We start from the raw sequence: 13,532 nt of genomic DNA, 5'->3' as shown, positions 1-13,532 counted from the left end.
GGCCACGTCGGGGGCCGCAGCCCCCGGCGGTTCACTGCCCGGCCACGACGCGAGCGATCACCTGTCCGGCCTGCAGCACGGCACCCGGTGCCACCTGCTGCTGCAGGCGACCAGCCTGTGGCGCGGTGATTGGGCTTTCCATCTTCATCGATTCCATCACGGCCACGACATCACCAGCCTGCACCGCCGCGCCGTCGGCCAGCTTCCACTGCACCAGGCTGCCGGCCATGGGCGCGGTGATGGCATCGGCGCTGGCCTCGGCCTGCGGTGCAGCCGCTGGCGAAGCCGCGGTCGACACACTGCCCCAGGCCTGCAGCAGGCTGGCGGGCAGGCCCAGGGCCACGCGCTTGCCCTCCAGTTCGATGAAGCAGCGCTGCAAGGGCTGGTCCACCGGGGCACCGGGGCGGGCCGCCTCGACCCAGGTCTGGGCCATCTCGGTCTCGATCCAGCGGGTGTGCACCTGGAAGCCCTGCTCCGCCGTGAAGGCCGGGTCCTGCACCACGGCACGGTGGAAGGGCAGCACCGAGGCCACGCCCTCGATCGTGAACTCCTGCAGCGCGCGGTGCGCGCGGGCCAGGGCCTGCTCGCGCGTGGCGCCGGTGACGATGAGCTTGGCCATCATGGAATCAAAGCTGCCCGGCACCGTGGAGCCGGACACCACGCCGCTGTCCACACGCACCCCGCCGCCGCTGGGCGCCTCGAAGCGCTGGATCAGCCCCGGTGTGGGCAGGTAGCCGCGACCCGGGTCCTCGGCGTTGATGCGGAATTCGATGCTGTGGCCGCGCGGTGTTGGTGTCTGGCTGAAGGACAGCGGCAGGCCATCGGCAATCCGCAGTTGCTCCAGCACCAGGTCGATGCCCGTGGTCTCCTCGGTCACGGGGTGCTCCACCTGCAGGCGGGTGTTGACCTCCAGGAAGGAGATCTGTCCGCTGCGGCTGAGCAGGAACTCCACCGTGCCGGCGCTGACATAGCCGGCCGCCGCGCAGATGTCGCGCGCCGCCTGGTGGATGCTGGCGCGCTGCGCCTCGGTCAGGAAGGGCGCGGGGGCCTCTTCGACCAGCTTCTGGTTGCGCCGCTGCAGGGAGCAGTCGCGCGTGCCCACCACCACCACGTTGCCGTGCTGGTCGCCCAGCACCTGGGCTTCGATGTGGCGGGGGCGGTCCAGGAACTGCTCCAGAAAGCATTCCCCACGACCGAAGGCGGCCGTGGCTTCGCGCACCGCGGATTCAAACAGCTCGGCCACTTCGTCCATCTGCCAAGCCACCTTCAGGCCCCGGCCGCCACCGCCAAACGCGGCCTTGATGGCCACGGGCAGGCCATGCTGCTGGGCAAAGGCCTGGACCTCGGCCGCGCTCTGCACCGGGTCTGCGGTGCCGGCGACCAGGGGCGCACCGACCTGCAGCGCAATCTTGCGCGCCGCCACCTTGTCGCCCAGGGCCTCGATGGTCTCGGGACGCGGGCCAATCCAGGTCAGACCGGCGTCGATCACGGCACGCGCAAACTCGGCGCGCTCGGACAGGAAGCCATAGCCGGGATGGACGGCATCGGCGCCACTCTTGCGGGCCACCGCGATCAGCTTGTCCATGTCCAGGTAGGTCTGCGCCGGGCGCACGCCGTCCAGGCCCCAGGCCTCGTCGGCCATGCGCACGTGCAGGGCGTCGGCATCCGGGTCGGCGTACACCGCCACGGACTGCACCCCATAGTCGCGGCAGGCCCGGGCAATGCGTACGGCGATTTCGCCGCGGTTGGCAATCAAAACTTTGCGGATCATCACAAACCTTTCTTGGGGGACGGCACAGTCCCATCGTGGCCACCGGCTGTGCAGGCACAGCCATGTGCAGCAACCTGGGCCGGCCGCTGGCCACCCCGGTGGGTCATCAAAACTTCGGGGCTCATCCGAACCTCCGACTCGTAGAAACAGCGGCACAGCCTGCGGTGCAGGCCCAGCGCGGGGCAGCCGTGGGCCACCGCCGGGCACCGCCCGGTCTGGCCCTCCGCACGCACGGCGTCATGCCGGACCTCCCTCGGCCAGGCCATGCACCTCTTCAAAGAAGGGCGCCACCACGCGGAACTGGATCCGGCAATCGACGGGAATCTGCGCGGCAAGGTCCAGGTGGTAGCTGGCCAGGGACGCGACCACGGGATAGCCTCCGGTCAATGGGTGGTCGGCCAGGAACAGCACGGGCTGGCCGCTGATCGGCACCTGGATGGCGCCGACCACCGTGCCCTCGCTGGGCAGCTCGGCCGGGTTGCGGCGCTCCAGGGGCTGGGCGCCCTCCAGCCGCATGCCGATGCGGTTGGACTGGGGCGTGACGCGCCAGGTCTGGCCGGTCAGCGTCTGCAGCGCCTGGGCGGTGAACCAGTCGGTGCGCGGCCCCAGGACCACGTCCAGGGTCACGGTCTCTCCGGTGCGCGGCAGGTTCGGGCGGGCGCCAGCCCCCGGCTCCACGGCGCGCAGCTGCTGCGCGGGCAGTGCCTGCCCCACCACCACCCGCTGCCCGGCCTGCACGGCCTGCGGGCCGACCAGGGCCAGGGTGTCGGTGGCGCAACTGCCCAGCACCGGGGTCACGCCCCAACCACCGCGCACGGCGACATAGCAGCGCACCCCGGCCTGGACGGCGCCCAGCTGCAGGGTGTCGCCATCGTCCAGGGCCACCGCCTGGTCGCCGGGCACCTCCCAGCTGTGTCCGTCGGCACTGCGCACGCGCAGCGCGACCTGGGCCCCGCTCACGGCCAGCGTGCAGACCCCGTGGGCACGCAGCACCAGCTGGCCCAGCACGTTCTCCAGCACCGGGGTGTGCACCGGGTTGCCGACCCGGCGGTTGGCCTGGCGCATGGCGCCCTGGTCCATGGCGCCCGACGCCGAAATCCCCAGGCCCGACATGCCGTGGCGGCCGCTGTCCTGGAAAATGCTTTGCAGCCCGGGGCTTACAAATTCGATAGCTGTCTGCGCAGGTGCATCAAGGGCTGGAGGCTGATTGGATGCAGATGACTGGGTCGCCGCGGGCAGGAAGACCTGTGCGCCCTGGCGGTCGGCATCGACAAACTGCACCCGAAAACCGGGCTGGATGTAGGCCGGCTCGGCCCGCGCCAGGTCCCACATGGGCACCTCGGTCACGCCGATCAGCTGCCAGCCGCCGGGGCTGGCACTGGGATAGACCGCGCTGAAGTTGCCCCCCAGCGCCACCGAACCGGCCGGCACGCGGGTGCGCGGCGAGGTGCGGCGTGGCACCTGGAAGTTGGCGCCCCCGGACAGGTAGACAAAGCCCGGCGCGAAACCGGCAAAGGCCGCGTCATAGGGCTGGCCGCTGTGACGGGCAATCACCTCGGCCACCGACAGGCCCAGCAATTGCGCCACATCGGGCAGGTCTTCGCCGGTGTAGTGCACCGGGATGTCGACCACGCGCCCCAGGCTGGCGTGGGCCGCATCGCAGTCGCGCAGTGCCTGGGCCCCGAGGCGGGCCAGCGCCCGGATCAGCTCCGGCGTGCGCACCTGCCACGGGGCGTAGTGCACCAGCACCGTCCGGGCGGCGGGAATCAGCTCCTGCACGCCCGCAATCGGCTGTGCCAGGGCGGCACGGTACAGCGCCATGGTCTGCGCCAAATCATCCAACTCGACCAGCAGGGCCTGGTCACTGGCGGGCAAGAAACGCATGCGACCGCCTCAGTCCAACGCCACGAAGGGCTGCAGCACCACACCCGCCTGCAGCAGGTGCGCACGGATCTGGCGCGCCATGTCCACCGCGCCCGGGCTGTCGCCGTGCACGCAGATGGAGTCGGCCTGGATGGCCACCGGCTGGCCGGTGATGCTGGTCAGGCGACCGGTCTGCACCAACTGCAGCATGCGGTCGGCAACGGCCTGGGCATCGTGCAGCACGGCCCCGGGCAGACGGCGCGACACCAGCGAGCCATCGTCGTTGTAGGCCCGGTCGGCAAAGGCCTCGGCCACCACGCGCACGCCGCGCGCCTGCGCCCAGCCGATCAGCGGCGATCCGGCCAGCGCCATCAGGATCAGGGAGGGATCCACCGCCAGGATGGCGGTGAGCACGTCCTCGGCCTGCCGCGCATCGTGGGCGATGGTGTTGTACAGCGCGCCATGCGGCTTGACGTAGCGCACCCGGGTGCCCGCCGCGGCGGCCAGCCCCTGCAGAGCGCCGATCTGGTAGATCACGTCGGCCACCAGCTCGCTGCTGGTGGGGTCCATGTTGCGGCGGCCAAAGCCCACCAGGTCCGGGTAGGCGACATGCGCCCCCACGGCCACGCCCCGCGCCGCCGCCTGCCGCAGCGTCTGCAGGATGCCCGCCGGGTCACCGGCATGGAAGCCACAGGCCACATTGGCGCTGGTCACAATGTCCAGCATGGCTGCGTCGTCGCCCATGCGCCACGCCCCAAAGCTTTCACCGAGATCGCTATTGATATCCATCTTGTATCCTTTCAAACCGACCGTCCGCACGGATTGTTCAACAATCATTAGCAAGTTCCTTACCAACCATGGCTGCAACGCAAACCCGGCACTTCTCCAACCGTTCCACCCCCACCAGCCTGGCCGACACCGTGGCCGACACCATCCGCCAGCAGCTCATCCTGGGCGAGCTGCGGGCCGGCCAGCACCTGTCGGAGGCCGCGCTGAGCCAGCAGCTGGACATCTCGCGCAACACGTTGCGCGAGGTGTTCCGCATCCTGATCAAGGAAGGCCTGCTGCGCCACGAACCCAACCGGGGCGTCGCGGTTGTGGTGCCCTCGATCGCCGACATCATTGACATCTACCGCGTGCGCCGCCTGATCGAATGCCAGGCCCTGGAAAAAGCCTGGCCCCTGCACCCCGCCCACAAGCGCATGCGCGAGGCCGTCCAGGCCGCCCACCAGGCGCGCGAGGGCAAGGACTGGAAAACCGTGGGTTCGGCCAACATGGCCTTCCACGCCGCCATCGTGGCCCTGAGCGACAGCGAGCGCCTGTCGGCCATGTACGAAGACATCGCCGCCGAGCTGCGACTGGCCTTCGGCCTGCTGGATGACCCCGAGTACCTGCATGCGCCCTATGTGGACCACAACGCCCGCCTGCTGCAGATGTTCATGGAAGGCCAGACCGTCGCAGCCGCCCGCGAGCTGGAGACCTACCTGGTCCAGTCCGAGCGCATGGTGCTGGCCGTCTACGCACGCCAGATCTCCTGATCCACAAGCACCAGCATCGTGCAAAAAATCCACAATGCACCTTTTTTGGTTGAACAATCACCAAACCGGTAATCAACAATCAAAAAATAAATCACCTACAAAAACGACGCATCGTTGAAATCCCTGATAGGCAACGCTCCACAGCAATGGTAGTTTTGGCACGCGAATTGCCTATACCAACCCAGATGGCATGCCACACGGGCAGGTCTTCATCCCCCTCATCAAGGAGCATTTCATGCAGCGTCGAATTTTTTGCGCCACCGCCACCCTGGTTGCCAGCCTTGGCTTTGCCGGCACCGGCATGGCCCAGACCAAGTGGGATTTCGCCACGGCTTACGCCGCCAGCAACTTCCACTCGAAGAACAACGAACAGTTTGTGAAGGATGTGGATGCCGCCACCCAGGGCAAGCTGAAGATCACGCCGCACTTTGGCGCCTCGCTGTTCAAGATGCCTGAAATCAAGCGCGCGGTGCAGACCGGCAATGCGCAGATGGGCGAGTTCTTCATGGTGAGCTTCCAGAACGAATCGCAGATCTTCGGCGTGGACGGCCTGCCCTTCCTGGTCAACAACTACGACGACGCCTTCAAGCTCTACCAGGCGCAAAAGCCGGCCCTGCAAAAGCTGCTGGACAAGCAGGGCCAGGTGCTGCTGTACGCCGTGGCCTGGCCCCCACAGGGCATCTACACCAAAAAGCCGATCAACTCGGCGGCCGACCTCAAGGGCATGAAGTGGCGCGTCTATTCGCCCACCACCGCGCGCATCGGTGAGCTGGTGGGTGCCCAGCCCGTCACCATCCAGGAAGCCGAGCTGTCACAGGCCCTGGCCACCGGCGTGGTCGAAGGCCTGATCACCTCCAGCGCCACCGGCGCCGACAACAAGCTGTTCGAGAACCTGAAGTACTACTACAACGTGCAGGCCTGGATCCCCAAGAATGCCGTCGTGGTCAGCAAGAAGGCCTTTGGCGCCCTGAGCAAGCCCGAACAGGACGCCGTGCTCAAGGCGGCCGCCGTGGCGGAAGCCCGCGGCTGGATGGAATCGCGCGAGGTGGACGCCCGCTCCATCGCCACCCTGAAAGCCGGCGGCATGCAGGTGCTGGAAGCCTCGCCCCAGTTGAAGGCCGATCTGGTCAAGGTGGGCGACGCCGTGGTCAAGGAATGGCTGGACAAGGCCGGCGCCGAAGGCAAGGCCGTGCTGGACGCCTTCAAGACCGCCAAGTAATTCACGGGCTCTGCCCCATGCCCTTGGTGCCGGCCATCGCTCGCAACCAAGGGCATTTTTGATGATCCCCCGTATCAACGACGCGCCGCCACCCTGTCGCGCGAAGGATTTTGCACATGCGGAAATTGATTGACGGCCTGTATACCGCGAGCAGCTGGTTGGCGGGTCTTTCCATGGTGGTTGTGCTGCTGATGGTGCTGCTCACCATCGCCAGCCGATTACTGGGTTTCAGCGCCCCCGGCACCGATGCCTATGCCGGCTATGCCATGGCCGGAGCCGGATTCATGGCCCTGGCCAGCACCCTGAAGGCCGGCGAGCACATCCGGGTCACCCTGATCCTGGGCATGCTCAAGGGCAGGGCCCACAGGACCCTAGAGATCATCGCCTTGGTGATTGCGACCACCTTGGCCGGCTTCCTGGCTTTTTACTCGTGCCGCCTGGTGTGGCAGTCCTGGGAGATCGACGACATCTCCGTGGGCATTGATGCCACCCCGCTGTGGATTCCCCAGATCTTCATGGCCCTGGGCACGCTGATCTTTTTCATCGCCTTCTGCGACGAACTGATTTTGGAACTGAAGGGCCAACGCAAGCCCCGCGAGCAGGAGGACGCTCACCATGAATGAGATTTTTGCCAGCATTGCACTCATCGTCGTGCTGATCACCCTGCTAGGGGGCGGCGTGTGGGTGGGACTGACCTTGGCCGGCGTGGCCTGGTTCGGCATGGAGTTCTTCACGGCGCGCGCGGCCGGCGATGCCATGGCCATCACCATCTGGGGCTCGGCCAGCAGCTGGACCCTGACCGCACTGCCGCTGTTTGTGTGGATGGGGGAGATCCTGTACCGCACCAACCTGTCCGAGAACATGTTCCGCGGCCTGGCCCCCTGGGTCAACGCCTTGCCCGGCCGCCTGCTGCACACCAACGTGATCGGCTGCACCATCTTTGCTTCGGTCTCTGGCTCCTCGGCCGCCACCTGCGCCACCGTCGGCAAGATGAACATTCCGGAGCTGCGCAAACGCGGCTACACCGAAGCGCAGATCATCGGCTCGCTGGGTGGCCCCGCCACGCTGGGTCTGCTGATCCCACCTTCGATCATCCTGATCGTCTACGGTGTGTCGGCCGAGCTGTCGATTTCCAAGCTGTTCATGGCCGGCGTGCTGCCCGGGCTGCTGCTGGCTCTGCTGTTCAGCGGCTGGATCGTGGTCTGGTCGCTGCTCAACCCCGACAAGGTGCCCAAAGCCGAAACCAGCCTGAGCTTCAAGCAAAAGCTGTACGAAGCCCGCCACCTGATCCCTGTTGTGCTGCTGATTGCCAGTGTGGTGGCCAGCATCTACAGCGGGATTGCCACCGCGACGGAAGCCGCAGCCATCGGCGTGGCCGGCGCCCTGGTGCTGTCAGCGTCGCAGAAAGCCCTGACTTGGCAAAGCTTCAAGGCCTCGCTGTTTGGCGCCACACGCCTGTACTGCATGATCGCCCTGATCCTGGCAGGGGCCGCGTTCATGACGCTGTCCATGGGCTACATCGGTCTGCCACGCCAGCTGGCCGAGTTCGTGGGCAGCCTGCAGTTGTCCCCCGCCATGCTGATCATCGCCCTGGGCATCTTCTACATCCTGATCGGCTGCTTCCTGGATGGCATCTCCACCATCGTGCTGACCATGAGTGTGGTGCTGCCCATCATCCAGGCGGCAGGCATTGATCCGCTGTGGTTCGGCATCTTCCTGGTGATCACGGTGGAAACCGCGCAGATCACGCCCCCGGTCGGCTTCAACCTGTTCGTGCTGCAAAGCATGACCGGCAAGCAGATCACCTACATCGCCAAGGTTTGCGCCCCCTACTTCCTGCTGATGGTGCTGGCGCTGGTGATCCTGTGGTTCTTCCCCAGCATCGTGACGGCATTGCCGGCGCAGATGTAAGCTCCAGAGCGCATGCAGCATCCCTACCACGGGGTGCTGCGCTTTTGCCCCGCGACTACGACAACGCCAGGACGGCGACATAAACAAAAAGGCCCTGCAAAACTTGCAGGGCCTTTTTGTATATGCCTTGGTAGGCGCGATTGGATTCGAACCAACGACCCCCACCATGTCAAGGTGGTGCTCTAACCAACTGAGCTACGCGCCTGAAAAATCAGAAGCTGCGATTGTAGCACCAAATTTTGCGCGTTTGAAAAAATGCACCACCATCTTCAACGGCGGCGCGCGGAACGCACCCCCGACACGCTGGCCACGATGCCCAGCACCTTGTTCAGGCGCCCGGAGTCGGAGACCTCGACCGTGAACGTCATCCAGGCCGTGCCCTTGACCGACTGGGTCTGCACACCGATCACATTGGTCTTCTCGCGCGCAAACACGTCCGAGATGTCGCGCAGCAGGCCCTGGCGGTCGGTGGCTTCCACGGCCACGTCGACAGGATAGACCGCCGCCTGCTTTTCGGCCTTGGGCATGCCCCAGGCCACGTCGATCACGCGCTCTTCGTTGCGTGCCGCCATCTCACGGAAGTTGCTGCAATCGGAGCGGTGCACGCTGACCCCCTTGCCGCGCGTGACAAAGCCGCGGATGTCGTCCGGGGGCGCCGGCTTGCAGCACTTGGCCAGTTGCGTCATCAGCGAATCGATGCCCACGACCAGCACGCCGCCCTTGTGGGCCGCGTTGTTGGCCCGGGGCTTGCGCACCATGGACTGGATGTCTTCCACAGGCTCCGCAGGCTCGGGCGGACGCAGCACCACCTCGATGTTGCGCAAGGAGTACTCGTCCTTGCCCACCACCTCGAACAGCGCGTCGGCCGATTTGAAGCCCAGCTGCACCGCCAGGTCGTCCAGCTTGATAGCTGTCTTGCCTTCGCGCTGCAGCAGTTTTTCCACGGCCTCGCGGCCGCGCATCATGGTCTCATGCGTGGCCTGTGCGTTGAACCAGGCGCGCACCTTAGCCTTGGCGCGGTTGCTGACCAGATAGCCCAGCTCGGGGTTGAGCCAGTCGCGCGAAGGCCGGCCTTCCTTGACGGTGGAAATCTCCACGGTCTGGCCACTTTGCAGCTGCGTGTTCAGCGGCACCATGGCGCCGTCCACGCGTGCGCCACGGCAGCGGTGTCCCAGGTTGGTGTGCACCGAATAGGCAAAGTCCACCGGGGTAGCGCCCTGCGGCAGCTCGATGACGGCCGCATCCGGCGTCAGCACATAGATGCGGTCGTCGAACAGGCCACGGTGCGAGGGGTTCTCGGACAGATCCTGGCCCCAGGCCAGCAGTTGGCGCAGCACCGCGATCTTGGCGTCGTACTCCCCCGTGGCACTGACCCCGGCGTAGCCCTTGGTCCCCGCCTCCTTGTAGGCCCAGTGCGCAGCCACGCCGTTCTCGGCATGGTCGTGCATGGCCTGGGTGCGGATCTGGATTTCAATGGCACGCCCCTGCTCGTCGCGCACCACGGTGTGCAGCGACTGGTAGCCATTCGGTTTGGGCTTGGCGATGTAGTCGTCGAACTCCGACTCGATCGGCTTGAAGTGCTCGTGCACCCAGGACAGCGCGGTGTAGCAGTCCTTGACATTCGGCACCACCACGCGCAGCGCCCGGATGTCGAACAGCTGGTCGAAGTTGAGCGACTTGCCGCGCATCTTCTTGACGATGCTGTAGATGTGCTTGGGGCGGCCCGAGACCGTGGCGCTGATGCTGTAGGCGCGCAAGCCGGATTCCAGGCGCGCGCGCAACTGCTCCATGTAGACCTCCCGCTCGGCGCGCTTTTCATCCAGCAGGCGGGCGATGTCGCGGTAGGTATCGGGCTCCAGAAAACGGAACGACAGATCTTCCAGCTCCCACTTGATCTGCCAGATGCCCAGGCGGTTGGCCAGCGGCGCAAACACGTGCAGCGCCTCATAGGCCAGGCTGGGCGAAACCGGACGCTTGCTGGCGGCATACCAGCGCAAGGTTTGCAGGCGGGACGCCAGGCGCAGCAGCACCACACGCACATCGCGCGAGAAGCCCAGCAGCATCTTGCGCACGGTCTCGGTCTGCGTGGCCGGGTCGTCCACCCGCGCAGCGCCCCCCTCGCCCCCGCGGGCCTGCTGCTGGAAGTGCATGAGCTTGGTGGTCTCCACCGCCAGCTCGGCAAAATTGGGGCCGAAAGCCTTGGTCAGCACCTCCAGCGGCTTGTTCAGGTGCATGCTGGCATACACCAGATAGCATGCGGCCTGCATGGCTTCCGAGCCGCCAATGCCTTGCAGGATGGCGGCCGTGGCGTCCGCATGGGCCAGGGTGTTCTCGCCGGAACTCAGCGCCTCACCGACCAACAGGGGCTCGGCAAACGCGCGCGCGCGGCGCAAGGCATCGACCTGGTCGGGCACATTGCCCGAGGTGGCGGCCAGCAGGTGTGGAACATCGGCAGACACCGCGCTGGCGGCCGGTGCGCCAGCAGCTTCCCCGGTGGTCGGGGGCAAAGAGGTCACGCTACGCATGCAAGCCCCCGTGGAATGTCCAAGCCCGCGCAGCATCTGCGCGCGACAGGGCCTTACATACTGTATTCATTCATCACCCAAAAAGAAGTTCCGTGCGATGACCACCTGGTCATCCGCCACGAAGGTGGGGGCATGCCCCACATTTTCAAGCTCCACCACCCGAGCGCGCGGGCCGCGCAACCGCATGGCAGTGGCCGTGTCCCGGGTAATCAGGTCGGACTGCGCACCCCGGACAAGCAACGTCTGTGCCTTGATGCCGTCATACAGCTGCCACAGCAGGGGGTGCGACTGCTCGGACTGCGCCTGGGTCATGCCCTGCATGGGCAACGCGATCGCCGGGTCGTAGTGCAGCTCCCAGCCGCCCTGCGCGGCGGGCCGCAGCATGGGCTGGCTCAGCGCCAGCCACTGGGCCTGGGTGTGCGGCCCAAAGCCTGCCGACAGCAGGCGCAAGGCATCAGCGCCCTGCTGCACGCTATCGAAGTGCGCAGGCTGGCCGACATACTGGGCAATGCGCTGCAGGGCCGGCCATTCCAGCACTGGCCCTACATCATTGAGCAGCAGCTTGCGCACCGGCACGGGCAACGGCAGTTCGGGATTGCCGGCCACCGCCATACCGATCAGGCCGCCCATGCTGGTGCCCAGCCAGTCCAGCACCTCGATGGGGGCGGTGGCATGCACCTGCTGCAGCAAGGCCAGCATGTCCACGGTGTACTGCGGCACGCCATAGGTCTTGGGCTGGGCCAACCAGTCGCTGCGACCCCGCCCGGCCACGTCGGGGCAGATCACACGCGCCGACCGGCTCAAGTCGCGCGCCAGCACGTCGAAGTCGCGCCCCTGGCGCGTCAGGCCATGCACGCAGACGATCGCATGCGGATGGGCCGGATCGCCGGTCTGGTTCCACTCCCAATAGGCCATGCGGTGCGTGGGCGTGCCGTGCACGGCGGCACCGGGACAGGCTACGTAGTTCAGCGTAGGTTCAACCATGGGTACGCAATCGAAGACTTGCCACTAGATAATGGGTTCACCCATCCTAATTCATATTTCAGCGGAGACTTTTGAGATGCTCAAGGGCAAAACAGCTTTGGTCACAGGTTCCACCAGCGGCATCGGCCTCGGGATTGCACAGGCGCTGGCAGCCCAGGGGGCCAACGTCCTTCTGAACGGTTTTGGCGATGCGCAGGGCGCCCAGGCCCAGGTGGCCGCCGCCGGCCAGGCCCACGGAATTGCGGTGGACTACCACGGCGCCGACATGAGCCGCCCCGACGAGATCGAGGCCATGATGGCCTTTGGCGCCCAGCGCTTCGGCCGCATCGACATCCTGGTCAACAACGCCGGCATCCAGCACGTGGCCAAGGTCGAGGACTTTCCGGTCGACAAATGGGATGCCATCCTGGCCATCAACCTGTCCAGCGCCTTCCACACCACCCGCCTGGCGCTGCCCGCCATGCAGGCCGCCAACTGGGGCCGCATCATCAACGTGGCCTCGGTGCACGGCCTGGTGGCCTCGGCGCAAAAATCGGCCTACGTCGCGGCCAAGCACGGCATCGTCGGCCTGACCAAGGTCACGGCGCTGGAAAATGCCACCACCGGCGTGACCTGCAACGCTATCTGCCCCGGCTGGGTGCTGACGCCGCTGGTGCAAAAGCAGGTGGATGCCAAGGCCCAGGCCCAGGGCATCAGCATCGACGACGCCACCCGCCAGCTGCTGGGCGAGAAAGAGCCCTCGCAGCAGTTCACCACCCCGGAGGAACTGGGCGCCCTGGCCGTGTTCTTCTGCTCGGCAGCCGCCAACAATGTGCGCGGTGTGGCCTGGAACATGGATGGCGGCTGGGCCGCGCAATAAGCCCCGCCCGCGCCCCATCAACGCAAAAAGCCTCTGAAAGATTCAGAGGCTTTTTGGCTTCTAGCGCTTGCTGGACAAGCGCAGGCAGCTCTGCTTATTGCAGCTGCACCGACCCCGCCACATTGACCACCACCTGGGCCTTGCCAGCCTCCACCGCCATGCCGTCGGCCGCCTCGGCCTTGGCGGCCATGGGCATGGCATTCATGCGCACCATGCGCGGCGCGGGGTAGGCGTCCTGGCTGTTCACGCTGACCTCGCGCAGGCTGTAGCCGCTGAAGCCGAACTGCCGCGCTAGCTGCGTGGAGCGGGCCTTGAAGCTGTCGATGGCCTGGGCCTGGGCCTGCTCCTGCACGCGCGCACGGCCTTCCTTGGACAGGCCGAAATCCATGCCCGCCACCGTCATGCCCTCGATCTGAGCGGCCGCCTGGGTGATGCGCGCAAAGTCCTTGCCTTCCAGCAGCACCTCGGCACGGCCCTGCCAGCCCTTGATCTTGCCGTCATTGCCATGGCGCGGATAGACGCCGAAGCTGCCGCTGCTGACCTGCAGGTTCTGCCCCTGCACCTGCGGGCGCAGGCTGTGCATGGCGGCGTCCACCGCCTGCTGCAGCTGCTTTTGCACGCTGGCGGCGTCGTTGCCATCGCGCGTGGCCGCCAGGCGCATCTGCAGCCAGTCCTGGTCGACCTCGACACTGCCCGTGGCCGACAGCTGCACCACGTTGCGCAGCACCTCCTGCGACTGGGCCAGCGCCAGCCCGGAACCCAGAGCGCCGCCCACGAACATGACCACACCGACCGAATTGCGCAAAAAACGTGCGCTGGTTTTGCGAAGCTGCATCTTTCAATTCCCTTTCATGCCAAAGCA

At 66.3% G+C, this 13,532-nt stretch carries 11 protein-coding genes and 1 tRNA gene; 5 read left to right on the top strand and 7 right to left on the bottom strand.

Annotation, left to right across the window (positions count from 1 at the left end; genetic code table 11):
* Positions 1–31: 31 nt before the first annotated feature.
* The 3 genes from KAQ61_RS04700 to KAQ61_RS04690 form a co-directional block, all read right to left on the bottom strand.
* The gene (locus KAQ61_RS04700) at positions 32–1,768 is read right to left on the bottom strand and encodes an acetyl/propionyl/methylcrotonyl-CoA carboxylase subunit alpha (RefSeq protein ID WP_210931713.1); all 1,737 of its coding nucleotides are present in this window, start codon (positions 1,766–1,768) and stop codon (positions 32–34) included.
* 240 nt (positions 1,769–2,008) lie between these two features.
* Positions 2,009–3,655, bottom strand: a complete 1,647-nt coding sequence (locus tag KAQ61_RS04695) for a 5-oxoprolinase subunit B/C family protein (RefSeq protein WP_210930651.1) — start codon at positions 3,653–3,655, stop codon at positions 2,009–2,011.
* A 9-nt stretch (positions 3,656–3,664) separates the two neighbouring features.
* Entirely contained in the window at positions 3,665–4,423 is a 759-nt protein-coding gene (locus KAQ61_RS04690; RefSeq protein ID WP_154163618.1) for a LamB/YcsF family protein, read from the bottom strand.
* 68 nt (positions 4,424–4,491) lie between these two features.
* On the opposite strand from KAQ61_RS04690, the gene KAQ61_RS04685 reads away from it, so the two are divergent.
* The 4 genes from KAQ61_RS04685 (at position 4,492) to KAQ61_RS04670 (ending at position 8,302) form a co-directional block, all read left to right on the top strand.
* Positions 4,492–5,172: a GntR family transcriptional regulator gene (locus KAQ61_RS04685; RefSeq protein ID WP_210930650.1), complete on the top strand. Its 681-nt coding sequence runs from the start codon at positions 4,492–4,494 to the stop codon at positions 5,170–5,172.
* Positions 5,173–5,407: 235 nt separating this feature from the next.
* Positions 5,408–6,391 carry a TRAP transporter substrate-binding protein gene (locus KAQ61_RS04680; RefSeq protein WP_045267829.1) on the top strand — a complete coding sequence of 328 codons (984 nt, stop codon included), beginning with the start codon at positions 5,408–5,410 and terminating at the stop codon, positions 6,389–6,391.
* A 116-nt stretch (positions 6,392–6,507) separates the two neighbouring features.
* Positions 6,508–7,014: a TRAP transporter small permease gene (locus KAQ61_RS04675; protein ID WP_210930649.1), complete on the top strand. Its 507-nt coding sequence runs from the start codon at positions 6,508–6,510 to the stop codon at positions 7,012–7,014.
* Positions 7,007–8,302: a TRAP transporter large permease gene (locus KAQ61_RS04670; protein ID WP_210930648.1), complete on the top strand. Its 1,296-nt coding sequence runs from the start codon at positions 7,007–7,009 to the stop codon at positions 8,300–8,302. Before KAQ61_RS04675 ends, KAQ61_RS04670 begins: the two co-directional genes overlap by 8 nt.
* Before the next feature lie 128 nt (positions 8,303–8,430).
* Here KAQ61_RS04670 and KAQ61_RS04665 read toward each other — a convergent pair.
* The 3 genes from KAQ61_RS04665 to KAQ61_RS04655 all read right to left on the bottom strand — a co-directional run bounded on the left by KAQ61_RS04665 (position 8,431) and on the right by KAQ61_RS04655 (position 11,811).
* Positions 8,431–8,507: transfer RNA gene (locus KAQ61_RS04665), tRNA-Val, on the bottom strand.
* 64 nt (positions 8,508–8,571) lie between these two features.
* Positions 8,572–10,827 (bottom strand): RelA/SpoT family protein, encoded by a 2,256-nt coding sequence (locus tag KAQ61_RS04660; RefSeq protein ID WP_210930647.1) that lies wholly within the window; start codon positions 10,825–10,827, stop codon positions 8,572–8,574.
* Between the two features lie 66 nt (positions 10,828–10,893).
* Positions 10,894–11,811, bottom strand: coding sequence for an alpha/beta fold hydrolase (locus tag KAQ61_RS04655; RefSeq protein WP_210930646.1), 918 nt, complete (start codon positions 11,809–11,811; stop codon positions 10,894–10,896).
* Positions 11,812–11,887: 76 nt separating this feature from the next.
* Here KAQ61_RS04655 and KAQ61_RS04650 point away from each other — a divergent pair, with 76 nt between their 5' ends.
* Positions 11,888–12,670 (top strand): 3-hydroxybutyrate dehydrogenase, encoded by a 783-nt coding sequence (locus KAQ61_RS04650; RefSeq protein WP_042413204.1) that lies wholly within the window; start codon positions 11,888–11,890, stop codon positions 12,668–12,670.
* A 94-nt stretch (positions 12,671–12,764) separates the two neighbouring features.
* On the opposite strand, the gene KAQ61_RS04645 is transcribed toward KAQ61_RS04650, so the two are convergent.
* Positions 12,765–13,505, bottom strand: coding sequence for an SIMPL domain-containing protein (locus tag KAQ61_RS04645; protein WP_244982981.1), 741 nt, complete (start codon positions 13,503–13,505; stop codon positions 12,765–12,767).
* Between the last annotated feature and the right edge of the window lie 27 nt (positions 13,506–13,532).

It is taken from the genome of Comamonas aquatica (assembly GCF_018064205.1).
Lineage (GTDB): Bacteria > Pseudomonadota > Gammaproteobacteria > Burkholderiales > Burkholderiaceae_C > Comamonas > Comamonas aquatica.
Note: the sequence above shows the minus strand (reverse complement) of the source record. Positions and strands in the feature narration are given on the sequence as shown.

What these genes read in the sequence shown, in the direction of transcription:
- KAQ61_RS04695 (WP_210930651.1), bottom strand. Translation starts at nt 3,655, where the DNA reads ATGCGTTTCTTGCCCGCCAGTGACCAGGCCCTGCTGGTCGAGTTGGAT.
- KAQ61_RS04690 (WP_154163618.1), bottom strand. Translation starts at nt 4,423, where the DNA reads ATGGATATCAATAGCGATCTCGGTGAAAGCTTTGGGGCGTGGCGCATG.
- KAQ61_RS04685 (WP_210930650.1), top strand. Translation starts at nt 4,492, where the DNA reads ATGGCTGCAACGCAAACCCGGCACTTCTCCAACCGTTCCACCCCCACC.
- KAQ61_RS04680 (WP_045267829.1), top strand. Translation starts at nt 5,408, where the DNA reads ATGCAGCGTCGAATTTTTTGCGCCACCGCCACCCTGGTTGCCAGCCTT.
- KAQ61_RS04675 (WP_210930649.1), top strand. Translation starts at nt 6,508, where the DNA reads ATGCGGAAATTGATTGACGGCCTGTATACCGCGAGCAGCTGGTTGGCG.
- KAQ61_RS04670 (WP_210930648.1), top strand. Translation starts at nt 7,007, where the DNA reads ATGAATGAGATTTTTGCCAGCATTGCACTCATCGTCGTGCTGATCACC.
- KAQ61_RS04660 (WP_210930647.1), bottom strand. Translation starts at nt 10,827, where the DNA reads ATGCGTAGCGTGACCTCTTTGCCCCCGACCACCGGGGAAGCTGCTGGC.
- KAQ61_RS04655 (WP_210930646.1), bottom strand. Translation starts at nt 11,811, where the DNA reads ATGGTTGAACCTACGCTGAACTACGTAGCCTGTCCCGGTGCCGCCGTG.
- KAQ61_RS04650 (WP_042413204.1), top strand. Translation starts at nt 11,888, where the DNA reads ATGCTCAAGGGCAAAACAGCTTTGGTCACAGGTTCCACCAGCGGCATC.
- KAQ61_RS04645 (WP_244982981.1), bottom strand. Translation starts at nt 13,505, where the DNA reads ATGCAGCTTCGCAAAACCAGCGCACGTTTTTTGCGCAATTCGGTCGGT.